19 protein-coding genes are annotated in these 23,906 nt (G+C 69.2%); 11 read left to right on the forward strand and 8 right to left on the reverse strand.

Annotated elements, in window-relative coordinates; genetic code table 11:
* Positions 1–9 precede the first annotated feature (9 nt).
* From G4D86_RS14985 to G4D86_RS15020, 8 genes are all read left to right on the forward strand, one after another.
* Complete coding sequence (locus G4D86_RS14985) at positions 10–468, forward strand: hypothetical protein (RefSeq protein WP_163994010.1); 459 nt, start codon at positions 10–12, stop codon at positions 466–468.
* A gap of 157 nt (positions 469–625) precedes the next feature.
* The gene (gyrB, locus tag G4D86_RS14990; RefSeq protein WP_163994012.1) at positions 626–3,079 is read left to right on the forward strand and encodes a DNA topoisomerase (ATP-hydrolyzing) subunit B; all 2,454 of its coding nucleotides are present in this window, start codon (positions 626–628) and stop codon (positions 3,077–3,079) included.
* Positions 3,080–3,200: 121 nt separating this feature from the next.
* Positions 3,201–4,535, forward strand: a complete 1,335-nt coding sequence (locus tag G4D86_RS14995) for an AAA family ATPase (RefSeq protein WP_163994014.1) — start codon at positions 3,201–3,203, stop codon at positions 4,533–4,535.
* Positions 4,532–5,008 carry a hypothetical protein gene (locus G4D86_RS15000; protein WP_205519574.1) on the forward strand — a complete coding sequence of 159 codons (477 nt, stop codon included), beginning with the start codon at positions 4,532–4,534 and terminating at the stop codon, positions 5,006–5,008. The genes G4D86_RS14995 and G4D86_RS15000 overlap by 4 nt, the downstream gene beginning before the upstream one ends.
* Before the next feature lie 50 nt (positions 5,009–5,058).
* Positions 5,059–5,832 (forward strand): DUF2381 family protein, encoded by a 774-nt coding sequence (locus G4D86_RS15005; RefSeq protein WP_163994016.1) that lies wholly within the window; start codon positions 5,059–5,061, stop codon positions 5,830–5,832.
* Between the two features lie 149 nt (positions 5,833–5,981).
* Positions 5,982–6,332, forward strand: a complete 351-nt coding sequence (locus G4D86_RS15010) for a hypothetical protein (RefSeq protein WP_338050605.1) — start codon at positions 5,982–5,984, stop codon at positions 6,330–6,332.
* Positions 6,333–6,507: 175 nt separating this feature from the next.
* A complete protein-coding gene (locus G4D86_RS15015; protein ID WP_163994020.1) occupies positions 6,508–7,335 on the forward strand; it encodes a DODA-type extradiol aromatic ring-opening family dioxygenase in 828 nt (275 codons plus the stop codon).
* A gap of 78 nt (positions 7,336–7,413) precedes the next feature.
* Positions 7,414–8,052, forward strand: coding sequence for an FMN-binding negative transcriptional regulator (locus G4D86_RS15020; protein WP_163994022.1), 639 nt, complete (start codon positions 7,414–7,416; stop codon positions 8,050–8,052).
* 330 nt (positions 8,053–8,382) lie between these two features.
* Here G4D86_RS15020 and G4D86_RS15025 read toward each other — a convergent pair whose 3' ends face one another.
* Positions 8,383–11,124, reverse strand: coding sequence for a serine/threonine-protein kinase (locus G4D86_RS15025; protein WP_163994025.1), 2,742 nt, complete (start codon positions 11,122–11,124; stop codon positions 8,383–8,385).
* 468 nt (positions 11,125–11,592) lie between these two features.
* Between G4D86_RS15025 and G4D86_RS52880 the strand changes: the two genes are divergently transcribed.
* From G4D86_RS52880 to G4D86_RS15040, 3 genes are all read left to right on the forward strand, one after another.
* The gene (locus G4D86_RS52880) at positions 11,593–13,200 is read left to right on the forward strand and encodes a hypothetical protein (RefSeq protein WP_240360253.1); all 1,608 of its coding nucleotides are present in this window, start codon (positions 11,593–11,595) and stop codon (positions 13,198–13,200) included.
* A 265-nt stretch (positions 13,201–13,465) separates the two neighbouring features.
* Complete coding sequence (locus G4D86_RS15035) at positions 13,466–14,521, forward strand: metallophosphoesterase family protein (protein WP_163994224.1); 1,056 nt, start codon at positions 13,466–13,468, stop codon at positions 14,519–14,521.
* A 159-nt stretch (positions 14,522–14,680) separates the two neighbouring features.
* Positions 14,681–15,205 carry a hypothetical protein gene (locus G4D86_RS15040; RefSeq protein WP_163994027.1) on the forward strand — a complete coding sequence of 175 codons (525 nt, stop codon included), beginning with the start codon at positions 14,681–14,683 and terminating at the stop codon, positions 15,203–15,205.
* 79 nt (positions 15,206–15,284) lie between these two features.
* Here G4D86_RS15040 and G4D86_RS15045 read toward each other — a convergent pair whose 3' ends face one another.
* The 7 genes from G4D86_RS15045 to G4D86_RS15075 all read right to left on the reverse strand — a co-directional run bounded on the left by G4D86_RS15045 (position 15,285) and on the right by G4D86_RS15075 (position 23,904).
* Positions 15,285–16,457 (reverse strand): zinc-dependent alcohol dehydrogenase, encoded by a 1,173-nt coding sequence (locus tag G4D86_RS15045; RefSeq protein WP_163994029.1) that lies wholly within the window; start codon positions 16,455–16,457, stop codon positions 15,285–15,287.
* 11 nt (positions 16,458–16,468) lie between these two features.
* Positions 16,469–17,308, reverse strand: a complete 840-nt coding sequence (locus G4D86_RS15050) for an SRPBCC family protein (protein WP_163994031.1) — start codon at positions 17,306–17,308, stop codon at positions 16,469–16,471.
* A gap of 293 nt (positions 17,309–17,601) precedes the next feature.
* A complete protein-coding gene (locus G4D86_RS15055) occupies positions 17,602–18,975 on the reverse strand; it encodes a hypothetical protein (RefSeq protein WP_163994033.1) in 1,374 nt (457 codons plus the stop codon).
* Between the two features lie 26 nt (positions 18,976–19,001).
* Positions 19,002–22,196, reverse strand: a complete 3,195-nt coding sequence (locus G4D86_RS15060) for a TonB-dependent receptor domain-containing protein (protein ID WP_240360254.1) — start codon at positions 22,194–22,196, stop codon at positions 19,002–19,004.
* A gap of 124 nt (positions 22,197–22,320) precedes the next feature.
* The gene (locus G4D86_RS15065) at positions 22,321–22,749 is read right to left on the reverse strand and encodes an ExbD/TolR family protein (RefSeq protein WP_163994035.1); all 429 of its coding nucleotides are present in this window, start codon (positions 22,747–22,749) and stop codon (positions 22,321–22,323) included.
* A gap of 11 nt (positions 22,750–22,760) precedes the next feature.
* Positions 22,761–23,168 carry an ExbD/TolR family protein gene (locus G4D86_RS15070; protein WP_163994038.1) on the reverse strand — a complete coding sequence of 136 codons (408 nt, stop codon included), beginning with the start codon at positions 23,166–23,168 and terminating at the stop codon, positions 22,761–22,763.
* Positions 23,152–23,904 carry a MotA/TolQ/ExbB proton channel family protein gene (locus tag G4D86_RS15075; protein ID WP_163994040.1) on the reverse strand — a complete coding sequence of 251 codons (753 nt, stop codon included), beginning with the start codon at positions 23,902–23,904 and terminating at the stop codon, positions 23,152–23,154. Before G4D86_RS15075 ends, G4D86_RS15070 begins: the two co-directional genes overlap by 17 nt.
* Between the last annotated feature and the right edge of the window lie 2 nt (positions 23,905–23,906).

A 23,906-nucleotide genomic window follows, 5' to 3' on the forward strand; every position in this document is an offset into this window, starting at 1 on the left:
CGCACGCACATGAGCAGCCCGCGCTTCTATGCCTTCGACCCTCGCATCACCCGCATCAGCCTGTTCCTCGGGGCCTGCGTGCTGGCGGTGCTCACCGCCTGGGCCCTGGCCGACTCCCGCTCCGGCGGAGGCACCCAGGCCATGGCCCGTGCAGGCGTCTCCGCGGGGTTGATGCTGGCCTTCCTCGTGGCCTTCCACCGGCTCCGGCCGCGCTCCGGCTGGGGCGTCACCGTGGACGCGCGCGGCGTGCGCGTGGCCCGTCCGTTCAGCAAGAGCGAGCTGGATTTGCACTGGGGCCAGATTGATTCCGTGCGCCGGCTCGGCCGGAGGGGGAACGTGCTCGGGCTGTTCCTGAAGGAAGAGGGAAGGGTGCTCGTGACGCGGCATCTCTTCGCCCGCAGGGCTGTTTTCGAAGAGTTGATCGCCGCGCTGGAGGAGCGACTTCCACCGCCGCGTTTCGACGCCTGAACCCCGGCTTTCCGGGGGCGGCCGTCCGAGGGGGCGGCCGAGCAAATTTCACGAGTGTTTACGCAGCCTTGCAACGCCTCGCCAACCTTGTTCGGTGGGGCCCGAAGTGGTAGGCACAAGCCTGTTGCAACGCTCCTTTTCCCAAGGACAGCTTCACATGGAAAAGACCCCCGCTACCGGCGCAGCGGTCGCCCCGCCGCCAGTGGAGTATGGGACTGACAGCATCACCAAGCTCGAGGGCCGCGAGGCGGTCCGGAAGCGCCCCGGCATGTACATCGGCGACACCATGACCTACGGGCTCCACAAGCTCGTGTACGAGGTCGTGGACAACTCGGTGGACGAGGCCCTGGCCGGGCACTGCACGGACATCGAGGTGGTCATCCACGTGGATGGCTCCCTGAGCGTGCAGGACAACGGCCGCGGCATTCCCGTGGGCCCGCACCCGGACCCGAAGTTCAAGGGCAAGGACACGCTGGAAGTCGTCCTCACGGAGCTGCACGCCGGCAGCAAGTTCGGCAACGGGGCCTACAAGGTCTCCGGCGGCCTGCACGGCGTGGGCGTCACCTGCGTCAACTTCCTCTCCGAGTGGTTCAAGGTCCGCGTCCAACGCAACGGCAAGGTGTTCGAGCACACCTACGAGCGCGGCATCCCCGTGAGCCCCGTGCAGGAGGTCGGCACCACCGACAAGCTCGGCACGTACATCGCCTTCAAGCCGGACACCACGGTGATGGAGACGACCGACTTCAACTTCGAGACGCTCAGCCAGCGCCTGCGTGAGCTGGCCTTCCTCAACGCGGGCCTGCACATCACCGTCCGCGACGAGCGCACGAACAAGGAGCACGACTTCAAGTTTGACGGCGGCATCGCCTCCTTCGTGGAGTACCTCAACAAGTCCAAGGAGGTGCTGCACGTCCCGCCGATTTCGTTCTCCACGTCGCGCGAGGGCGTCACGCTCGACATCGCGATGCAGTGGAATGACGGCTACGACGAGCGCATCTACACCTTCGCCAACAACATCAACACCCACGAGGGTGGCAGCCACCTGTCCGGCTTCAAGGCCGCGCTCACGCGCACGCTGAACAGCTACGCGGAGAAGGGTGGCCAGTGGAAGGACCTGAAGGAGACGCCCACCGGCGAGGACGCCCGCGAGGGCCTGTCCGCGGTCATCTCCGTCAAGATTCCCAACCCCCAGTTCGAGGGGCAGACGAAGACGAAGCTGGGCAACAGCGAGGTGAAGGGCCTGGTCGAGCAGATGGTGAACGACCAGCTCGCCACCTTCCTCGAAGAGACGCCCATGGTCGCCAAGAAGGTCGTGGCGAAGATTGGTGACGCCTGCCGGGCCCGCATCGCCGCGCGCAAGGCGCGTGAGACGGTGCGCCGCAAGGGCGTGCTGGACGGCGGTGGCCTGCCCGGCAAGCTCGCGGACTGCCAGAGCAAGGACCCCCACGAGAGCGAGCTCTACATCGTCGAGGGTGACTCCGCAGGCGGCTCCGCGAAGCAGGGCCGGGACAGGCGCAACCAGGCCATCCTCCCGCTGCGCGGCAAGATTCTGAACGTCGAGAAGGCGCGCTTCGAGAAGATGCTGACCAGCGCCGAAATCGTGACGCTGATTACGGCCCTGGGCACGGGCATCGGCGCCGAGGACTACGACCCGGAGAAGGCGCGCTACCACCGCATCATCCTGATGACGGACGCAGACGTGGACGGCAGCCACATCCGCACGCTGCTGCTCACGTTCTTCTTCCGCCAGATGCCGGAGCTGCTCCAGAAGGGCTACCTCTACATCGCGCAGCCGCCGCTCTACAAAGTGACGCGCAACAAGAAGGACCTGTACGTCAAGGACGAGCGCGCGCTGAACGAGTACCTGCTCAAGTCCGCCTCGGAGCACTCGCGGGTGCTGACGCCCGAGGGCGAGCTGGGCGGCGCGGAGCTGAAGGCGCTCCTGGAGAAGGTGATTACGTACGAGGAGCGCCTGGAGAAGCAGGCGAAGCGGCGCGACGCGCGGGTGGTGGACGCGCTGGTGCAGGCGGCGCGGGTGACGGCGGACACGCTGGCGGACGACGCGGCGATGCAGGTGGTGGTGAAGGACGTCTACGCCTACTTCGAGCGGCGGATGCCGGACGTGCTGGGCCGCGTGAAGCACGACCTGGTGCAGGACCCGGAGCACCACACGAAGAAGCTGGTGTTCCGCACGGACGTGAATGGCGCCATGCGCGAGACGGTGTTCGACCACGCCTTCCTGTCGTCTCCGGAGTACGTGGAGCTGGCGGCGCTGCGTGACGCCTTCGGGGCGCTGGGCAAGGCGCCGTACAAGGTGAAGGTGGATGGCGGCGAGCTGAATGCCTTCACGGTGCAGGAAGTCCTCGCCGCGGTCCGCAAGGACGCGCAGAAGGGGCTGGGCCTGCAGCGCTACAAGGGTCTGGGCGAGATGAACCCGGAGCAGCTCTGGGACACCACCATGAACCCGGCCACGCGCACGCTGCTCCAGGTGCGGGTGGAGGACGCGGTGGAGAGCGACGAAATCTTCTCGCTGCTGATGGGCGAGGCGGTGGAGCCGCGGCGTGAGTTCATCGAGCGCAACGCGCTCGACGTGCAGAACCTGGACATCTGAGGCTGTCGTGTCACCGTCCCCTCTCCCCTCGTGGGAGAGGGGACGTGTGTGGGTTGTCCCGCATCGAGAATGTGGGCCGCCCCCGGTTGAGTGGGACGGCTCCCGGGAGGCACCGCCGTTCATGTTGACCGCGCTGACGGTCCAGAACTTCAAGAGCTACTTCAGGGCGGAGTTGCCTCTGGCGGAGCTCACCGTCCTCATTGGGGCCAACGCCTCGGGCAAGAGCAACCTCATCGAGGCGCTGCAGTTCCTGTCGTGGCTCGCTCGTGGGCGGCGACTCTCTGAAATCCTCTACGCGCTCAAAGAGCGTCAACTGGACGTCCGTGGGCCCATCGCGCGGCTGGCGTTCGGCAGTGAGGATTCATTCATCCTCGGCTGCCAGATTCTCTCCGCGCCCCATCATGGCATTGCCATGGAGGTGGCCATCGGACTTCGGGAAGATGGGCTCCACGTCCTGGATGAGAGAGCCTTCGAATTCGATGGGCGCTCAGAAGCGTCTCCCATTGAAAAGGGAGATTGGCTCTACGACGGCCAGCTGCGCTCGCGGCTCGATATCTACAGCGGCGATGTCAATGTCGCGTACAGCATCCGTGAAGGCAGTGATTTCAAGGTAGCTGTCTGCTCTGACCAGCAAGCCTTCTTCACGCAGTTGACCACGCCCGCGCGCTTCGGTGGCGAAGATGGCGCACAGCACATCCCCAAGGCAGCAAAGCTGCTCCAGTCCACGCTGGAATCCATCCTGTTCCTGGACTCGGCTCCACGCAGGATGCGCGAGTACAGCTTCACGGTGGACCGTGTGCTTCAGGGGGACGGCTACAACCTGTCCGCCGTCCTGTATGACCTCTGTGAGAGGCAGCAGCGCAAGGCGCAGGTGCTGGACTTCGTGCGCGCCCTTCCCGAGCAGGACATCCTCGATGTGACCTTCCTCAAGACGCCGCGAGAAGAGGTCATGGTTCAGCTCACCGAAGGCTTCGGTGGGCAGTCCCGAACCTATGAAGCGGCGCTGCTTTCTGACGGCACCTTGCGTGTGCTCTCCGTGGCGGCAGCCCTGCTCTCCGTACCCGAGGGCGCGCTCGTGGTCATCGAGGAGATCGACAATGGCGTTCACCCCACGCGGGCGAAGCTGTTGCTCGACAACATCCAGCGTGTGGCTCGTGCTCGAAAGCTGCGCGTGCTTCTCACGACGCACAACCCGGCCCTGCTCGACGCCATCCCCACCGATGCCATTCCCGACGTCGTGGCTTGCTATCGCGACCCCAAGGATGGTGACAGCCGGCTGATGCCGCTGAGGGACCTGCCGGACTACCCGGAACTGGTGGCGCAGGGGCCTGTGGGGCAGCTCGTTACCCGGGGCATTCTGGAGCGCTACCTCAAGCATCCGAAGACACCCGAAGAAAAGGCGGCCCAGGCCCGGAAGGTCCTGGAGATGCTCCAATCTCCTTCGAGCGAGCCGTGAGCATCTGCATCGTCGACACGAGCATCTTCTGCAACCTGCTCTCCGTGCCGAACCGCTGCCAGCAGCGCGACGCGGTGCTCGTGCAGCTACGGGAGAAGCTCAAGGCGAAGGAAACCCTGCTGCTGCCGATGACCACCATCCTGGAAACAGGCAACCACATCGGTCAGAACGGGGATGGGAACGAGCGGCGACGCGCCGCGAAGCAATTCGCCGAGCAGGTCAAGCTCGCCCTGGATGGCGGATCGCCCTTCATCCCCACGCGCTTCCTCACACGGGAGTCGTTGGCGAAGTGGCTGGATGATTTCCCGAACTGGACCCTGCGCAGCGACTCCAGGGGAAAGGGTAGCGGGCTCGGGGACCTGTCCATTGTGAAGGACTTCGAGCAGCAATGTGAGCTGTCCCGTGGCCACCGCGTCTACATCTGGTCGCTCGACGAGCACCTCGCCAGCTACGACCGTGCTCCCACGGTGTGACGTCCTCGGGTTGGCCCTCCTGAACCCTCCCTGGTAGGTTTCTCCCCACCATGAGGAAGACCCTGTCCGGCGTGTACGTACTGCTTCTCTGCCTGGGGACGTCCGTGGCGGCGGCCAGGGAGCGGGAAGCAGCCGTCCGGAACATCTATCTCTCGGACCATCCGAACGACACTGCGCTCCAGGTGTACGTCACCGGCCAGGTGGCGACCGTCCTCCGCTTCGAGAAAACCTGTGACGCACAGGGGCCGAAGCTCCTGGGATGGGAAGGGCGGTTCGAGCCCCCGGTCGTCGGTGGCAGGTCCGTGCTCCTCGTGCCGCTCCAGAACCTTGAGCCTGAAGACCGGCTACCGCTCCTGGTGAAGTTCACGGATGGGGCGGAAGTACCGTTCATCGTTACTGCACGGGACGGCCAGGGGGACCATCAGGTGAATGTGTTCCCTGACCGCAGGGCCTCGAAGGCAGTGCATGCGGCCCTGGCGGATGCGCTCGTGCGCGAGCGGGTGCTCAGGGAGGAGAACGACCGGTACCGCAAGGAGAAGACCTCACCCGACCATGCCCTGGCCTCGCTGCTGGTCAGCGATGGCATCAGGCAGACCCCGTTCGTCGAGCGTAAGAAGTGGTTGTTCAGGGATGGCGGAGTGGAGATGGCCGTCCGCGTCTATTCGGGCAAGGCCAAAGCCGCCGTCGTGTTCCACATCACGAACCAGGACACGGAGCGTCAGTGGTCGGATGATGGCTTCACCAATCTCGCGTTGGAGTTCTTCCGCGATGACGGACTCCAGCAGGGATACGTTCTGCTGGATCACCACCTTGCACGTGAGTAAGAGCGGCGGCCATGCCTCCAACCCGAGCACGACGACCGGCCTGGGTGGCCCTGGTCCTTGCCATCGCAGGCTGCTCTGCTTCCGGTGTTTCGCTTCGGCCTGATGGGACCCCCGGACCGCAGGAGTGCTCGGAGGAGGCGCTCAAGACGATGCGCATCCTTCGTTTGCGGGTGAGTGACTCCGCAGACGTCGAGTTGGATGCCAACCAGATCGACGCAAGGCCCATCACGCTCTACGACGGCCCGGTGGAGAGCTACCTGGACAGCCAGCTCGGGACGCTCGAACCGGGAACGCGCCTGTATGGGCGGGTCTGGACGGGCGGGCCGCAGGTCGTCGTCCGATTCTACGAAGCACATCCGCCGGATGGAGACGCCGTCCCCATCTGCGCGGTGGCGCGCCTGGGGAATGGGCAGCTGCGCAAACGTCCTGACTCGAAGCCCGGCACGGCCATCCTGGACTACTCCGGCGCGTCGGTCTTCGTGGTCAACGCGTTCCGGTAGCCATCCCTCGGGCCGAGCGGGCGATGTTCCATCCGCCTGCCCCGGCTTTCCGTTCGCGGAACACTCCGGTGCGCTCAGGTTCCGTGGCGTGCCGGGCGGTCCGCGTACAGATACTCCTCAGGCCACGGTGAGGCGGGCCCCAGGCCCCTTCCCCTTCGCACCCGAGGAGACGCACATGGGCAGCGACAAAGCGGTAGCGGGCGGAGAGCGCATGCCCGTCGTCTTCATGCCGCACGGCGGAGGCCCCTGGCCTTTCGTCGACATGGGCATCGACGACAAGCCGGGCATCGCGGCGCTGACGGAGTACCTCCAGTCGGTGCGCACCCTGCCGAAGACGCCGCCGAAGGCGCTGCTGGTCGTCTCCGCGCACTGGGAGGAGCCGGTGCCGACGGTCATGACGAGCCCCCGTCCGCCCATCCTCTACGACTACTACGGCTTTCCGCCCGCCTCGTACCAGATTACCTGGCCGGCGCCGGGCCACCCCCAGCTCGCGGCGCGCGTCCAGGAACTACTCGGCGCCGCGGGCTTCCAGACGGCCACCGACGCACAGCGTGGCTATGACCACGGCACCTTCATCCCGCTCAAGCTGACGTACCCGGACGCGGATGTCCCCACGGTGCAGCTATCGCTGGTGCAGGGACTGGACCCCGAGGTGCACCTGGCGATGGGCCGCGCGCTCGCGCCGCTGCGCGACGAGGGCGTGTTCATCATCGGCAGCGGCATGTCGTACCACGACCTCCGGGGCTTCTTCGGCCCGGGGGCGCTGCGCACGTCGGAGGCGTTCGACGTCTGGCTGCGCGAGACGGCCACGCTCGACGCGAAGGCGCGGGACGCCCGGCTGGCTGCCTGGAACACGGCGCCCTCGGGGCGCCAGTCGCATCCCCGCGAGGAGCACCTGCTGCCCCTGATGGTCATCGCGGGTGCGGCCGGAGCGGACCGGGGCACCGTCGCCTACAACGGCACTTTCATGGGCGTGCGGCTGTCCGCGATTCACTTCGCCTGACGTCGTCCAACCCGCCCCCGCTGTACCTCTGTCCTGCGTGGGTTGACTGTGCCGTGGCTCCAGCGGCAACCATGGGCCATGTACGTCCCCCGCCACTTCCACGAGGAAGACCCGGAGCGCATCCTCGCGCTCATGAAGCAGCACGCCTTCGCCACGCTGGTGACGGTGGGCGAGGACGGCGCGCCCTTCGCCACGCACCTGCCCTTCCTCGTCGAGCGTGACGCGTCGGGCGCCACCCGACTGCTCGCGCACATGGCCCGGCCCAACCCGCAGTGGCGGGCCTTCGCCGCGGAGCGGGACGTGCTCGTCCTCTTCCAGGGGCCGCACGGGTACGTGTCCCCCACGTGGTACGCGACGGCGCCGCAGGTCCCCACGTGGAACTACGTCACCGTGCACGCCTACGGCCGTCCCCACGTCCTCGAGTCGCCCGACACGGTGCTGCGCGTGCTGCGCGACACCGCGGCCCTCTACGAGGCCGGCAACCCCGAGCCCTGGCGTCCCGAAGCCGTGGACGACTACGTGCGCCGGCTGATGGCGGGCATCGTCGCCTTCGAGGTCCGCGTGTCCCGGCTGGAGGGCAAGTTCAAGCTCAGCCAGAACAAGGGCGAGGAGGACCGGCGCGGCGTCATCGCCGGGCTGGAGCGCAGCCCCCTGCCTGGCGACCGGGAGCTGGCGGTGCTGATGCGCACGCGCGAAGGCTGGACAGCGGGCGGCTAAAAGACCCGTGGGCCCGGTGCCCGCCTCGGCCCCGCGCCCACGCGCCTTTCCCGTCCTTGTCGAACCGGGCCGCCGTGCTCCGCAGCCCACGCTGGCCCTTACGGCAGGAACCGGGCAACGGCTGCCCGCTTCGAAGAAGAACGCCCCGCGCGCATGTGCAGCAGCGCGGTGATGCCAATGACGCCCGCCACGGCCACCCGATTAGGTTAGGCATCGCCTCCACTACGGGAGCGTGCGCGGCCGGACGCCGGGAGCAGCGTGCAGGCGCAGGCCCGCCCACCGGGGAGCGGACGAGGCGCTCGCCCGGTCGCCAGCTCTCGGGAGTTGCGGCTACCGCTCGGAGCGGCGCGAGCCCCTGAGGGCCTCCGCGCGCTCCTTGCGGGACATCACCGTCACGTCGACGACGTCCACTTCGATGGCGCCCGCGTTGTCCGCCACCTTCGAGTCGGGGAAGGTGCAGCGCAGGTCCTCGGCACCGGTGACCTGGTAGCGCTTGCCCGTCTCCAGCAGGCGGTGGGTGGAGCGCACCGAGCCGGCCTCGGGGCCGCGCTCCACGCACAGCACCTGTCGCACGCGGCCGTTGCTGGCGCGCAGCTCCGCGAAGTCGTCGCGCACGGTGAACAGGTAGGTGGAGCGCGGGTTGAGGCCACGCAGCACCACCTGGTGCTCCGGCTTGAGCTGCACCGCGTTCTCCTTCGCGTCGAAGGTGAGGGAGCGCGGCGGTACGTACGCGGACTGGCGGAGGTTGACGCGGATGGTGCCGCTGTTGTCCTCCGGCCCGTTGTCATCCAGCGCGAAGACGTAGAGCCGCTTCACACCCTTGATGGTGCGCATGGACGCGCCGAGCAGACCGAAGCTGGCGTCCGCGGGCAGGTCGCCCTCGGCGAAGTAGGCCAGCGCGTTGGACGCGGTGCCGCGGCCCTCGGCGAGCGAGGCGCTGCCCTCCGTCCACACCGAGTACGCGGCGGCCGGATTCAGGTCGATGGAGGCGGTGGAGTACTCGGGGATGGGCACGGCGTTGTACATGGGCCGCAGCACCACCACGCGCGTGGGGTAGTCCACCTCGTGCATGGCGCGCAGGCTCGCGTCGCTCGGCGTGTCCTCGCCGGTCTCGGTCCCCGCGTCCGCCGTCACGTTGGCCACCATCACCGCACCGGCGTCCGCCGTGACGGTGGCCTGGGCCTCGACACCCGCGTCGGCGGCGGCCGCCGCGACGGGGAGCGGCTGCTCGGGCGCCACGAGCGGCTGCAGCTCCGCGTTCACCGGCTCCACCATCTTCGAGGAGGGAGTGAAGCGCCGCGTCCAGGCCAGGTGCCCGGGCAGCGTCAACACCAGGGTGTTGGCCTCGCCCACGATGACGCCCTCCACCATGAGCGGCGACCGGCCGGCGACTTCCCGGCCATTGAGCTTCACCTGGGCGCCCGAGGGCTTGGAGGTCACCCACAGCGTGGTGGTCTCCACGCTCTCGCCGGGGACGTAGTCCGCCTTGAAGACGAAGTTGTAGAGCAGCCCGAGGGCGAGCAGGACGCTGGCGATGCCGAAGATGTAGATGCTCAGCGTGCGCACCTGCTGCTGCCGCTTCGAGGCGCGCTCGGCCTCCTCGAAGGCCAGCTTCTCGCGGGCCTCGTCGGCGGCGGTGCGGAAGCCGTTGGGCCCGCGCGCGGTCGCGGTGCGCGTGGCACCTGTCGGCAGCTCCGGCGCGCCGTCGACGGCGGGCACCTCCACCGGGGTGTCGCGCGGCGCGGCGAGCGTGGGGAGGATGGCGGGCACGCCACCGGCGTCGGTGCTCGGCTCGTCGGGCAGCTCCGGCACGGGCGGGGCGGAGCGGTCGGTGCCGGGCCGGCGCGTGCCGGCCTCCGAGCGGGGCACGTTGGGGTTCGTCACCCGGCGCATGCCGCCGGAGCTGGTGACGCGGCGCATGCCCGGGTTGCTGGTGGTGGGGCGGCGCTCGCTGGTGGGGCGGCCGCCGTCGCTCGGGGGCTTGCGCACGCCGGGGCTGCCGGGCGTGGAGCGCGGTGAGCTGGAGATGGGACGGGCGCGGCCCTGCGAGGCCTCCGCGTTGCCCGTCTGCCACGAGGCCAGCTGCTCCTTGAAGGCGGGAGAAATCTCCGGTGCCTTGCGGCCTTCAGCGGCCAGCTCCTCGGCGAAGAGGAAGGCCATGAGCTGCGACAGCATCGTCGGCGTGAAGCGCGGGTTGTCGCGGTAGAGCAGCTCCACCAGCGACTCGCTCATCTCCTTCGCCGTCTGGTAGCGGGTGTCGCGGTCGATGGCCATCGCGCCGGAGATGATGTTCTCCAGCTCCGCGGTCACCGACGGGTTGAGGGACGACGGCGGCAGGCAGTCGCCGCTGATGATGCGGGGCAATACAGCAACGAACTCGCCCTCGTAGGGGCGCTTGCCGCAGACCATCTCGTAGAGGACGACGCCGGCGGCGTACACGTCCGTGCGGGCGTCGAGGTCCTGCCGGCCCTGGGCCTGCTCGGGGGAGAAGTACGGGTACTTGCCCTTGAGGGTGCCGGGGGACGTCTTCGCCTCGACGGCGCTGGTGGCCTTGGCGATGCCGAAGTCGATGACCTTGACCTCGCCCTCGTAGGAGATGAGGACGTTGTCGGGGGACACGTCGCGGTGGACGAGCCCCATCTCCACGCCGTCCTCGCCCACGTGGCGGTGCGCGTAGTCCAGGCCGTCACACAGCTTGCTGGCGATGTGCAGCGCGAGCGGCTCCGGGAAGAAGCCCATGCCGGCCTTCTGCGCGCGGCGGAGCACCTTGGACAGGGGCTGCCCCTGCACCAGCTCCATGGCGATGAAGTACTGGCCGTCCACCTCGCCGAAGTCGAAGACCTGGGCGATGTTGCTGTGGCTCATGCTCGCGACCAGCCGCGCCTCGCCGATGAACATCTCGACGAAGTCGGTGTCATCGACGAAGTGCGGGAGGATCTGCTTGATGACGCACGGCTTGGTGACACCCGCCGCCCCCGTCATCCGAGCGCGATAGGTGACGGCCATGCCGCCCGCGGCAATCTTCGATAGCAGGACGTATTTGCCGAATTGCTGAGGGCTGGGTTCCGCCACGGGTGCTGGGCCAGGGAATGAAGAGGGAGGTTGAGCATACTCCCGTTCCGGAGAAAGTCCCGGTTCCCGCTCGCGCGGCACGCGAAGTTTTCGCTGGGAGTGCTTGGATCAGAGGGAGGCCGTCCGGATTTCGGGGCGGGCGGGGGAAACCGGGTATCCGGGGACCCCGGCGCGGGCGGGTGCGGGAGACCCAGGACTCTCGGAGTGAGTTCTGTCGGGTCTCAGAATGATTGGTTGAGACGGGTGAAGTATCTCCCGGGCCAGGCAAGCTGTTGGAATCTGGGGGGATTCGGGGCGGCTTTGACGTGGTGGAGACAGCGGCGTGAGCAGGGCTGTCAGCTGGCTTCACACTTCTTAAATGCGCTCTGTGGGGCGCGCGGTCGGTTGGCGGTTATCTAGGCCGGCACGACCGGCTGCGCCGGCGGGTGGGGAGCGGCCGGCTCCTCGCGGGAGAAAGAGGCGAAGCCGATGGTGTCCGAGCTCCCCCTGCGCTCGCGGTGGGCCTCTCTGGCCTTGATGGGGTTTCTGGCGGCGCTGCCGTCGGTGGCCCGGGCGCAGTCCGCGTTCGACCTGCTGTCGGCGGGGCCGGAATGGGGCGGACAGGACGTGCCGAGGGATGTGCCGGTGCGGCTGCCCGCGTCCGTTCCGCCCATCCGCGGCGGTGTCGAGCAGGGGCTCGCGGCCCGCTCGGCGCCGGTGGGTGGGATGGCGACGGTGCGCGAGGGCGCCGCGTCGGTGTCGCGGGAAGCGGGGGAGGATGGAGCCGCGCGCGGTGTCCCCGAGTCCGAGGTGCGCGCTCATGCGGCGCTCGCGGGAGATGGTGCCGCTGCCGGTGCTTCGACGGTGCTCGCGGGGGATGTCTCCACGGCTGGTGCCGAGACGGTGCGCGCGGGAGGCGGTGCCGCTGCCGGTGCTTCGACGGTGCTCGCGGGTGACGGTGCCGCTACGACTGCTTCGACAGTGCTCGCCGTGAGCGACAGCGCCGAGGTGGTGCCCGGGATTTCGCAATCCGGCCCGCTCGCTCCGCAGATGAAGCCGGCACCCGTCTCGCCAGGCCTCGCTCCGCTCTCGCCGATGAATGATCGTCCCTTCAAGGTGATTCCTGTTGCGGCGTCGGTGCTGCCGGGGCTCGTCTTCCACGGGCTTGGTCCGTGGCTCGCGGGGGATGGGCAGACGGCGAAGCGGCTCTTCGCGCTGGAGGGCACGGGCCTGGGGCTCATCGCGCTGGGCGGCGTGCCCATCGCCTTCACGGGGGCGTCGCGGCGCACCATTGCTCCGCTGTACGCGGTGACGCTCGCGGGCTTCAGCCTGTTCGGTGTCTCCGCGCTCGCCAACCTCTACGCGGTGACATCGCCGGCCTTCGACCCGGGCGTGCCCGCGTCCTCGCTGCCGCCGCTGGAACTGGAGATGGGCTACCAGTACGTGAGCGACCCGTCCTTCGACTACGGCCACTTCGTCTCGCTGGGTGCACTGGCGCGCCTGGACACGGTGAAGCTGGAGGCCGCCGCGCGGCTGTCTCCGGGCGAGGGCAACACGCAGGTGCGTATGGGCGGTGCGTACCGGCTGCTGGGCGAGCCCGAGGGCGCACGCCGTGGCTCGGACGGCACCGCGCTGGACGCGGAGCTGTACGGCCTCTTCCATCGCTACCCGACGGAGGGCTTCACCGTGGCCGGCGCGGAGGTGGGCCTGCGAGGCCGCTACGCCATGGCGCGCGTGAGCCCCGCGCTGGCGGGCTCCTTCGCGGAGGCGAGCATCGGCACGTCGCTCCAGGGGTACAGCTACCCGGGCGCGGTGAACGAGGGGAACCTGGACGAGCAGCTCCTCTTCACCTTCGGCTACGGCGTGTGGCTGGGGCGTGGCGGTCCGGTGCGGGGCGACGCGCTCCTCTACTACGACCACCGCAAGGACGGCTTCGCGGGAGGCATGCGCACGCGCGGAGGCGGAGTGGTGGGCAGCTTCGGCCTGCGAGGCCGCGCGCTGCTGATGAATGACTGGGGCGTCGCCGCGGAGGTGCAGGCGGGCGGAGCCATCGTGGGACGGCTGTCCCTCATCTATGCCGTGGGAGGTGAGTCGTGAATGGCGCGAACGTCTGGGTCGGTATCGGTCCCTCTCCCCGCTACGTGGGCACGAGGCACGCGAGTGGACAGCACAACACCTCCGCCGACGAATGGGCGCAGCTCGGTCGTCGCTGGGGCTACCTGGCCGCGAGGAACGCGAGACGCCAGCGCGGCGAGGTTGCTGAATCGCACGAGGGCGCGGGGCAGACAGCACCCGCGGAAGGTGAACCGTGAGGCGAGCGCTCTACCTGGGCGCGGCGGGCGCACTGCTCCTGTCCGGCTGCATGCGGCCCGCGGAGAACCGCGCGGTGCGCGACTCCAGGGTGGGCCGCGCGGAGAGCAGCGGCCTGTCGCTGGAGGTCGAGGATGGGCTGGCCGCCGTGCGCAACCTGGCCCCGGGAGCGCTGATGCTCTGGGGCAACGCGCCGGTATTCACCGCGCGCGCCACGCTCGCTGCGGATGCGCCGTCGGACTGGGTGCTCACGGTGCGCAACGCCATGCCGGACGCGGAGCTGCACGCCGAGGTGGATGGCGGCGAAGCGCTCCCGGTGGAGCCTTTGTCCCAGGCGCTGCCCACCGTGAAGATGTGGCGCGTGTCCCTGCGTCCGGGAGCGACGGCGCGACTCACCGTGGCGCCGCCGGACTGGCAGACGCGCGAGCCCTTCCGCTTCGCCGCGCTGGCGGACGTGCAGGAAGCACTGCCGCGGGTGGGTGACATCTACGAGCGGATGCGCAGGGACGACTCGCTGCGCTTCATCCTCTTCGCGGGAGACTTGACGGAGGGCGGCAGCCGCGAGGAGCTGCTGGAGTTCCAGGAGCGCCTGGAGGCCGGCTCGCGGATTCCGCTGTACGCCACGCTGGGCAACCACGAGACCTTCGCGAAGGACGCGGAGGAGTACACCGCGCTGGTGGGGCGGGGCAGCCAGAGCTTCACCTTCCGTGGCGTGCGCTTCTCGGTGGTGGACTCCAGCAACGGCACGTTGGACCCGGCGGTGGAGGAGCAGCTGGAGACGTGGCTCGCGGCCTCGCGAGACGGAGTGCACGTGGTGGCCATGCACGTGCCGCCGCAGGACCCGGTGGGGCTGCGAGGCGGAGGCTTCGCGAGCCGGGGTGAAGCGGCGGGGCTCGTCGGAAAGCTCGCGCGCGAGGGCGTGGACCTCACGCTCTATGGCCACATCCACTCGTACTACTCGTTCACCAACGCGGGCATCCCCGCGTTCATCTCCGGGGGCGGCGGCGCGATTCCGGAGACGTTCGACGGCGTGGGCCGCCACTACCTCGCGGTGGACGTGGACGCGAGCGAGGGACTGCGCGAGGCGTCGCTGATCCGCGTGGACTGAGGCTCGTGCGCTGCCACTGAACGAAAGGGCGGTGGGCACCGTGCGCTTGAAAACGCGCGCGGGGCCGACTTTCCGGCCCGGCAGCGTACCCCCTTGATCTGACACTGAACCTATGTGCAGATGGGCGGACCTTCCCGCACGGAACCAGGAGGCCCGCCCATGTTCGATTCGAACGAGAACGACCCTATTTCCCCGGCGCTGCGCGCGCTGCTCGAGCTGTTCGCCACGGAATTGACGGAGGTGCGCTTCCCGGACGTGGACGCCGAGGTGTTGGACGACGCGGCGGCGGTGGTGCGGGAGAAGGCGGAGTTGGTGGCGAAGGCGCAGGCCGCGCTGGACGCCGCGCGCCTGTCACTGCACGAGAGCCAGGACGCGCTCCTGCAGAAGGGGCAGCGGGCGCTGGCGTACGCGCGGGTCTTCTCCGAGGACAACGCGGAGCTGAGCGCGAAGCTGGAGGGCATCAACCTGCCGCGCTCGACGCGCAAGAGCCCGCGCGCGGAGGGCACGGCGGCCGAGCCCGTCGCGGCCGCTCCGGGCAACGACGACAACGCTCCGAAGCGCCGAGGCCGTCCGCCGAAGGCGCGTCCCGCCACGGGAGCGTCGCTGTTCGCGGATGGTGCCACGCCCGAAGCGCTCGCCGCCCACGCGCACGAGACGGGCAACGGCGTGCTGCCCACGGCCTGAGCTACCCGCTCACCGTGAAGTGTCCTACGGCCCGGTGCCTCGTGGAGGTGCCGGGCCGTCGTGTCTGGAGCGGGTGCAATCAGTTGGGCAGGAACACCGCGCGCACGCACCCGTCCTGCTTCTTCTTGAACAGCTCGTACCCTCGCGGCGCGTCCTCCAGGGGGAAGCGGTGCGTGGCGAGGAACGACGGGTCCAGCTCGCCCTTCGCCACGTGCTCCAGCAGGCGCGGCAGGTATTTCTGCCCGTGCTGCTGCGCGGTGCGCACGGTGAGCCCCTTGTTCATGATGGCGCCGATGGGGAACTTGTCCATCACGCCATAGACGCCGAGTATCGACAGCGTCCCGCCCTTGCGGCACGCGAGGATGGCCTGCCGCAGCGCCTCGCCCCGGTCCGAGTGCAGGTGCAGCGCCTGCTTCGCCCGGTCATACGCGTACTCCACGCCCGTGCCGTGCGCCTCCATCCCCACCGCGTCGATGCACGCGTCCGGCCCGCGCCCGCCGGTCAGCTCCTTCAGCAAATCCAGGACGCTGTCCACCTCCGCGTAGTTGAGCGTCTCCGCGCCCACCTTCTCGCGCGCCAGCGTCAGCCGCTCGGGGAAGCGGTCGATGCCAATCACCCGCTCGGCTCCCAGGAGGAACGCGCTCTTCATCGCCATCAGCCCCACGCCTCCGCAGCCCCAGACGGCCACCGTCTGTCCCGGCTGGATGCCGCAGAAGTCCGCGCCCATGTAGCCGGTGGGCGCGGCGTCGGAGAGGAAGAGGGCCTGCTCGTCCTTCACGCCCTCCGGCACCTGGAAGCAGTCGGTGTCCGCGTGCGGCACCCGGACGTACTGCGCATGCGCGCCCGCGTAGCCGCCGAAGGCATGCGTGTAGCCGTAGATGCCCGCCGTCGGGTAGCCGAACACCGGCTCCTGCAGCTCCGCCTTCGGGTTGGTGTTGTCGCAGAGGGAGTAGAGGTCGTGCTGGCAGTACCAGCAACTGCCGCAGCAGATGAAGGACGGCACCACGACGCGGTCCCCCTTCGACACCTTCTTCACGTCGCGGCCCACGTCGACGATTTCGCCCATGAACTCGTGGCCGATGACGTCCCCCTCGCGCATCGTCGGGATGTAGCCGTCGATGAAGTGCAGGTCCGAGCCGCACGTGGTGGACATCGTCACCTTGAGGATGGCGTCGCGTGGATTGACGATGCCCGGGTCACCCACCGTCTCCACGCGCAAGTCATTGATTCCGTTCCAGCAGAGTGCTCGCATCGACGTGTCCCTCAGAAGGAGGAGAAGCCGCCCTCGCGAGCGGCGGGGTTGCGCTCCGTCGTCGCGATTTCGCCCGTCTCGACCAGGCTCTTGAACCGCATGAGCGCCTTGTGCGCGAGCGCGGTGGGCGCCTCGCCGAAGAGCTTCAGGAGGGCCTCTCCGAGCGCGCCACCCGGCGGGTTGAAGAGGAGTCGGAGCGTCACCACCGTGCCCCAGTCGCCCGGCGCGGGGCGGAAGCGCACCTCGCCCGCGCCAGGCAGCGGTGCGCCCTTCAGGGACTCCCAGCGCAGCAGCTCCCCCGGGTGCTCCTCCACCAGGTGCGAGTCCCACTCGAACGTCTTCCCGAGAGGGCCCTGCATCTTCCAGTGCCGGATGTCCTGGCCCACGGAGGTGACTTCGGCGAAGTGGGCCACGACCTTCGACAGGGTTTCGACGTCGCGCCACGCGCGGTACAGCTCGTGTCCGGGCTTCTGTATGGTGACGGAGCGCTCCATCACCATCCCTCCCGTCACCACGCCCTCCTCCCGGCCGGCGCGCCCGGTGAGGCGCCGCCTGCGGAGGTTCGGGATTCCGTCGATGAGCGAGCGTCCCCGGGTGCCACGGGAGATGAGCTCGCCGCCCGCGAGCGCCATCGCCATGCCGCCGAGCGAGCGGCGCTTGAGGCCCATGCTCACGAGCGCCCCGCCCACCACAGCGCTGGCCACCTGCCTCACGCGGAGGTCGCCCGCCACCTTCCACCCCGCCGCTTCGACGCCGTGCCACTCCCAGTCGCTGGAGGGCCCGGGGGATGGCTCGGCCTCTGTCGTGCTTTGGGGACGGGGAGTCGAGGGCTCCTGTGGTTTTTCGGCCATGGGCGCAGCCTCCTCGCGCAACGGGACGCGGCCGGAGCATGCGGCCCGGCGTCACCGTGAAACGTTGGGGGAGGCGCGGCCGGGGACAACCCCGGTGGGCCTCGCGGAGTGCGGCCCGGGCGCTGGTGCGGCCCGTGGCACGGCGAGGCGGCGGGCGAAGGCAGGCCCTCTCGAAAAACCACGGCCCGGCCGCGTGCACCCCCGGAGCCCCCTCCGCGAGTGACACGCAACCGGGCCATGGGACCGGGCCCCCACGTGCTCGGGGGCGCCGGCTCAGCAATGTGAAACGTGGCTCAGTTCACCGGGTAGGACGTCCAGCCCTTCGTCCAGTCCGTGGAGCCGATGGCGCCGATGAAGCGGGCGCTGGTGTCGAACCCGGACGGCGGCGTGAGGGAGGCGTCCGCGTTGAGCGAGGCGGAGCCGGCCTTGGGCGCGAAGCTCGGCGCGGTGAGGCTCAGCACGGCCTCGAGCTGCGGGTCCTGCATCTTCACGTTGTTGGCCGTGGACAGGATGACCTTGGACTCGTCGAGCTTCGTCGCGTCCGGGTCCGTGGTGGTGCCGTTGCTCACCACCGGGTTCGGCGCGAAGGGGAGGGCGGTGTTGCTGCCCGCGATGTCCCAGAAGAAGGTGTTCTTGAAGGACAGGCGCGCGTCGCCCGCCTCGTTGAAGAGCCCCGCGGACGCGGTGCCGTCGATGTCCACCGCCTGGTTCTTCCAGTGCGCGATGATGGAGTTGCGCATGCGGACGCCGGCGCCGGTGTTGAACACCAGGGCCTCCTGCGTGGGGTTGGCGGCCGTGGAGGCGCCACCGCCGATGAACGTCGCGTTCCAGATTTCCGGCATGGAGATGGGCTCCTGCGCCGGGGCGGACTTGTTGCTGGAGGCCTCGATGCCGCGGTCACCGCGGGAGGGGCTCTGCTGCACCACCAGGAACTGCACCTTGCCGCTGTAGCCCAGGTCGTAGTCCAGGCCGTCGTCGTCCGCCTGCGTAATCACGATGTGCTTCAGGGGCGCGGTGCCGCCGAACATCTCGATGCCGTCGTCCAGGCCCAGGTGGACCTGCACGTAGTCGATGGTCGTCGCGCTGCCGCAGCCGCCCATGGACAGGCCGTTCAGCTCGTTGTTGGGCGCCAGCTCGAAGCCGGCGAACTCGATGCGGGCGTACTTCAGGGTGCCGCAGTTGTGCGCGTCGTCCTGGCCGCCGTACTTCACCAGGTCGTTGCCGCTGGTGGAGAAGAAGCCCTCGATGGTCGTCTCGCCGCCGGAGACGTTGAGCTTCGCCTTGCCGAGCAGCACCACGCCGCCCCAGTCGCCGCCCTCGCGCTGGCCCACGGCCTTCGAGGAGGTGAAGACGATGGGCTTCTCCGCGGTGCCCACCGCGTTGAGCTTCGCGTTGCGGGTGATGATGAGCGCGCTGCCCTCGTCGCCCTTGACGGTGGCGCCCGCCTCGATGGTGAGCGTGCCGCTCTCCACGAAGATGTACTTCTTCAGGGTGTAGGTGCCGCCCGCCTTCCAGGTGGTGTCCTGGGTGATGTTGTTGGAGACGTCGGCCACCTCGGGCTGCTCTTCGGGAGGCTGCTCGACGGGCGTCTTCTCGTCGTCGTCACCGCAGCCGGCGGCGAGCGTCAGGCTGGAGAGGGTCAGGAGGGAGGCAAGGAGCCGCTTCATGGGAGGACTTCCTTTCGGGAGAGGCACTACAGGGAGAGGCCGAGCGACGCGGAGAACGCGATGCCCGGTCGGTATTGGAAGAGCGTGACGTCGCCCTGCTTGAGGGTGACCTTCGAGTCGAAGAGGTTGGCGGCGGTGAGCTTCAGCTGCGTGGCGGCGGTGAGCCGCTGCGTGAGCGCCAGGTCCACGCGGTGGAAGGGCTGCTCGTAGACGTCCGGCAGGGTGTTGATGCCCACCTCGCTGATGCGCCGGCCGTAGACGTTGTAGAGGAGCGCCACCTCGGTGCCGCTCTCCGGGCGCTCGTAGCCGAGGTTGACGTTGACCACGTACGGCGACTGCCCTTGCAGCGGCCGCTTCGCGCTCGTCTGCAGGCCCTGGAGCGAGCCCAGGTCGATTTCGGAGCGGATGAGGGTGAGGTTGGCGCCCAGTCGGAAGGCGCGCAGCGTGTCGGTGAGGCGGGCCAGCGAGGTGCGGCCCTCCAGCTCCAGGCCGTAGGTGTCGGCGCCCGCGGCGTTCTCGAAGCTCAGGTCGCCCGCGCCCTCGGAGTTGATGACGCGTTCAATCGGGTTCTCGAAGCGCTTGTAGAAGGCGCTGGCGGCGAGCACCTCGTTGTCGCCCACGAACCACTCCACGCGGGTGTCCACGTTGTGGATGCGCGTCTGCTTCAGCGCGGGGTTGCCGGACACGTTGCGGCGGCGGATGAAGTCGTAGAAGGCGAAGGGCGCCAGCTCGCGGAACGTGGGGCGCGCCAGCGTGTAGCTGTAGCCCGCGCGCAGATTCACCGTGGGGGTGAGCGCGTAGATGGCGTTGAAGGTGGGCAGCCAGTCCAGGTAGTTGACGTTGTTGGTGCTGGCCTCTTCGTTGGTGAACTGGTCCAGCGCCTTCAGCTCCTGGCGGGATGCCTCCAGGCGCACGCCGCCCACCAGCCGCAGCTTCTCGGTGGGCGTGACGTCCGCCGTCACGTAGCCAGCGTAGATGGCGAGCGACGCGTCATAGGCATCGCTGTCCGGACGGGTGCTCTCGCGCAGGCGCATGCCGTTGCCGAGCAGCTCGGCCCCGAAGAGCTGCTCGGGCGGGAGCGCGCGGTCCACCTCGGCGTTCGGGACGATGCTGTAGCGGAAGCGGCGGGCGCGGAAGTCGCGGCCGGACAGCTGCGCGAGGCCGCCCACCTTGAAGCGCACGTCGGTGAAGGGCACGGTGAGGTTGACGCTGCCGCCGCCGGACGTCTCGCCCAGGTCGGCGAAGAAGCGCTCGCCGCTGTTGGCCTGGTTGGGGAAGGACAGCGAGCCGGTGGGGGTGCTGAGGCTGTCGCTGTAGAGCGAGTCGCGCGTGTCCGGCTCGTCGCGGTCCACGCGGGACAGGTTGGCCTGCCAGTCCACCTCGGGGTCGCCGAGGAGGCCCAGGCGGTGGAAGCCGCGGAGCTGGTTGAAGGAGAGCTGGCGGACGATGAACTGGAGGCGGCTGCCCTCGTAGCGGTCGCCCTTGAGCGAGTCCACGCCCGCGCTGGTGACGGTGCGGGTGTCGGTGCCGCGCGTGTAGAGGCTGAAGGCGGTCAGCTCGTTGTCGCGGTCCAGCTGGTAGCCCACGCTGGCGAGGCCGCTCAGGTTGGCCGTCTCGATGCCCTGCGTGACGAGGGCGTCGTCGTTGCGGAGGAACTGGCCGTTCTCGTTGTAGCTGGCGCGGCCGAAGCTGCTGACCTGCGTGGTCTCCTTGTGGCCGTAGTTGGCGGTGGCCAGGTAGCCCAGGCGGCTGTTGCCGAAGCGCAGCGTGTCACCGACGGACGCGCTGAGGCCCAGGTTGGGCAGGGCCGTCTTGCGCTGCGCGCGCCACACGTTGGGGAAGCTCTCCCACTGCTGCTCCAGCGCCTCGGCGGACTCGCCGTTGGCGCCCAATTCGTGCTCGGTGGGGATGGCCTCGGGCAGGCGGCGCTGGCTGCCCGCGAAGCCGAGCCACTCCAGGCCGCTGGTCTTCTGCGTGTTGCGCTCCTGGCCCGTCGTCACGGTGTCGCCGCCGAGGGTGATGCGCGGCTTGAGCTCGAACTGGCTGGGGTAGGTGTTGGTCTCGATGAGGAGCGTGCCGCCGCCGAAGGTGCCGGGCAGGTCGGCGGTGTAGCTCTTCACCACGTTGAGGTTGGCGAGCAGCGAGGTGGGGAAGAGGTCCAGCGGGACGCTGGGCTCGTCGGGCTCGGGGCTGGGCAGGAGCGCGCCGTTGAGCAGCGTGGTGCTGTAGCGGCCACCGAGGCCGCGCAGGAGGACGTAGCGGCCGTCGACCACGGTGGCGCTGACCACGCGCTTCACGGCGTCGGAGGCGCTGGAGTCCGGGGTGCGGGCAATCTCCTGCGCGCTGATGGCGTCGGAGACGGCGGCGGCCTTCTTGCGCTCCTGGAGGAGGGCGCCCTCGGCGCGGCGGTCGGCGCGGGCTTCGACGACGACTTCCTGCACGGCGCCGGTGTCCGCGCTGAGCGCGACGTCCAGCTTCGTGGCCTTGCCCTGGGTGACGATGACGCCGGTGATGCGGCGGCCCTGGTACACGTCGTAGAAGACGCGCAGGTCGTACTTCCCGGGCGGCAGCGCGAGTCGGTAGTTGCCGTCGAGGTCGGTGAGGGCCTGCTTCTGCGCGCCCGTCACCACCTTCACGGTGGCCTCGATGAGGCCCTCGCCGTTGGCCCCGTCCGTCACGCGGCCGTGGATGCCGGTGAAGCCGGCGGGAGGCTCGGCGGACTCGGCGAGCATCGCGTCGTCGTCGGCCGTCGCTTCGGGCGGAGCGGTCTCGGTGGCGCCGTCGGTCGGAACCGTGGGCTGCTCGGAGGTGGCGCTATCGGTGGAGGGGGCCGGCTGTTGCGCGGTCGCGCCGGAAGGAACGTTCATTCCGGGCGAGGGCGTGGCGGCAGGTGCGCCGGAAGGAACGTTCATTCCGGGGGCGGGCGTGGCGGGCTGGCCGGAAGGAACGTTCATTCCAGGGGCAGGCGCGGCGGGCTGGCCGGAAGGAACGTTCATTCCGGGGGCGGTCGCGGCGGGCTGGCCGGAAGGAACGTTCGTTCCGACCTCAGGCTCGCGGGAGGTCCCCGTCTCCGCGGGGTCAGAGGGCTGCGCGGTGGAGGGCGACGTCACGGACGGAGCCGGCGCCACGGCATCCGAGCCGCCCGCCTGCGCGAGCGCGGACATGGCGAAGAAGGTGAGCGCAGCCACGAGGGCGCGCGGAAGGGCGTTGCGAGACAACACGACTCTCCTTGCCGGCGGTCAGCGCACGTAAAGAACGCGACACGCATGGCAGCTGAATGGATGACCTGTGACGATTCAGGCGGCGGACCGAAAACTCGGCGTCACGGTCCGCCGCAGGGCTGCTTCAATCCGCGAGCTTGTCCGGCAGCACGCCGACGGTGATGTTCCCGCCGCGCGCCAGGTCCAGCACGTCCATGGCGGCGCCGTACGGCACGTCGTCGCCAGCATCGAAGAAGACAATCTTGTCCGGACGCGCGTTGAGCATGCGCTGGAGGCGTGCCACCAGCTGCTCGCGAGGCACCTCCTCGCGGTTGATGCGCAGCACCCCGGCCCGGTCCACCGTGAGCACCACCGGAGGCAGTGCGTCGGGCGGGGGCGGAGGCTGCTCCGCCTGCTTGTCGTTCTTCGCGGGCACCGTCATCCACATCTGCTTCGTGAGCAGCGGGGTGACGACCATGAAGATGATGAGGAGGACGAGCACCACGTCCACCAGCGGCGTCACGTTCATGGTCGGGCGCAGCCCGCCTCTTCCGCCTCCGACGTCGAATGCCATGGCGCGCCCTCCTAGTGCTTCTGCTTGTCGACGACCTGCAGGTTGATGCCCGGGAAGCCGAGGTCCTGCATGGCCTTGAAGACGCCGCGCACCTCGGAGTAGCGCACGCCCCGGTCGGCCTTGAGGACGACGGGAGCGTCCGGGTCCTTCTCGTGAATCGCCTTCAACTCCGTGAGGAGCACGTCGCGCTTCAGCTCCTTGCGGTCGAGGAAGATGGCGCCGTTGGAGGCCATGCTCACCGTGGTGGGCTCGAGCTCCTTGTTCTCCTTGTCCGGGTTCGACGCGACGGGCAGCTCCACGGCGGCGCCGGCTTCAATCTGGGGCGTGACGACCATGAAGATGATGAGGAGGACGAGCACCACGTCCACCAGCGGCGTCACGTTCATCTCCGGGACGATGGCCCTACGCCGGGTGGACATCGCGCGACTCCCTGCGGGCAGCGAGCTCGGGACCGGTGGCCACCGCGGCGCCATTCGCCACGGTGGGCTTCTGCGCGCCCAGGTCCTCCAGGTAGTCCATGAACTCGCCACGCGCGGTGTCCAGGGAGAGCTGGAGCGCGTCCGCGCGGGTGGACAGGAAGTTGAACATCAGCACCGCGGGGATGGCGACGAGCAGGCCGAGCGCGGTGACGACGAGCGCCTCCGCGATGCCGGCGGACACCGCGCCCAGGCCGCCGGAGCCCTCCTTGGCGATGCCAGCGAAGGCCTCGATGATGCCCACCACCGTGCCGAGCAGACCGACGAAGGGAGCCACCGAGCCGACGCTCGCGAGCACGGACATGCCGCGGCGCACGTCGGCGCTGACGCGCTCGTTGAGACGGACCAGGTCGCGGCGGGTGAGCTCGACGGGGCCCAGCTTGCCGGCGGGGACGCGGCACTTCGCGAGGAACGTCTTCATGCCGCCACCGAGCAGCATGGCCAGGTGGCTGCCCTTGGTGGCCTCGGCCTCCTTCACGAGGGCCTCGTGCTGGTGCTGGGCGAGGAACTGACCGGCGCGGGCCGCGAAGCGCTTGGAGATGGAGCGGGAGCGGAAGAAGACGAAGAGGCGCTCGAAGAACACCGCGAGGGACGCGACGGCGAAGAGCATGAGCGTCCAGGCGATGCCCAGGGCGAACACGCCCATGTGGTTGTAGATGTCCCTGAGATTGAAGTTCATGA

This window comes from Pyxidicoccus caerfyrddinensis, from assembly GCF_010894405.1.
In the GTDB taxonomy this organism is placed as follows: Bacteria; Myxococcota; Myxococcia; order Myxococcales; family Myxococcaceae; genus Myxococcus; species Myxococcus caerfyrddinensis.

What these genes read in the sequence shown, in the direction of transcription:
- G4D86_RS15050 (WP_163994031.1), bottom strand. Translation starts at nt 17,308, where the DNA reads ATGGCCGAAAAACCACAGGAGCCCTCGACTCCCCGTCCCCAAAGCACG.
- G4D86_RS15040 (WP_163994027.1), top strand. Translation starts at nt 14,681, where the DNA reads ATGTTCGATTCGAACGAGAACGACCCTATTTCCCCGGCGCTGCGCGCG.
- G4D86_RS15035 (WP_163994224.1), top strand. Translation starts at nt 13,466, where the DNA reads ATGCGGCCCGCGGAGAACCGCGCGGTGCGCGACTCCAGGGTGGGCCGC.
- G4D86_RS15075 (WP_163994040.1), bottom strand. Translation starts at nt 23,904, where the DNA reads ATGAACTTCAATCTCAGGGACATCTACAACCACATGGGCGTGTTCGCC.
- G4D86_RS14995 (WP_163994014.1), top strand. Translation starts at nt 3,201, where the DNA reads ATGTTGACCGCGCTGACGGTCCAGAACTTCAAGAGCTACTTCAGGGCG.
- G4D86_RS52880 (WP_240360253.1), top strand. Translation starts at nt 11,593, where the DNA reads ATGGTGTCCGAGCTCCCCCTGCGCTCGCGGTGGGCCTCTCTGGCCTTG.
- G4D86_RS15010 (WP_338050605.1), top strand. Translation starts at nt 5,982, where the DNA reads ATGCGCATCCTTCGTTTGCGGGTGAGTGACTCCGCAGACGTCGAGTTG.
- G4D86_RS14985 (WP_163994010.1), top strand. Translation starts at nt 10, where the DNA reads ATGAGCAGCCCGCGCTTCTATGCCTTCGACCCTCGCATCACCCGCATC.
- G4D86_RS15055 (WP_163994033.1), bottom strand. Translation starts at nt 18,975, where the DNA reads ATGAAGCGGCTCCTTGCCTCCCTCCTGACCCTCTCCAGCCTGACGCTC.
- G4D86_RS15070 (WP_163994038.1), bottom strand. Translation starts at nt 23,168, where the DNA reads ATGTCCACCCGGCGTAGGGCCATCGTCCCGGAGATGAACGTGACGCCG.
- G4D86_RS15065 (WP_163994035.1), bottom strand. Translation starts at nt 22,749, where the DNA reads ATGGCATTCGACGTCGGAGGCGGAAGAGGCGGGCTGCGCCCGACCATG.
- G4D86_RS15020 (WP_163994022.1), top strand. Translation starts at nt 7,414, where the DNA reads ATGTACGTCCCCCGCCACTTCCACGAGGAAGACCCGGAGCGCATCCTC.
- G4D86_RS15005 (WP_163994016.1), top strand. Translation starts at nt 5,059, where the DNA reads ATGAGGAAGACCCTGTCCGGCGTGTACGTACTGCTTCTCTGCCTGGGG.
- G4D86_RS15015 (WP_163994020.1), top strand. Translation starts at nt 6,508, where the DNA reads ATGGGCAGCGACAAAGCGGTAGCGGGCGGAGAGCGCATGCCCGTCGTC.
- gyrB (WP_163994012.1), top strand. Translation starts at nt 626, where the DNA reads ATGGAAAAGACCCCCGCTACCGGCGCAGCGGTCGCCCCGCCGCCAGTG.
- G4D86_RS15045 (WP_163994029.1), bottom strand. Translation starts at nt 16,457, where the DNA reads ATGCGAGCACTCTGCTGGAACGGAATCAATGACTTGCGCGTGGAGACG.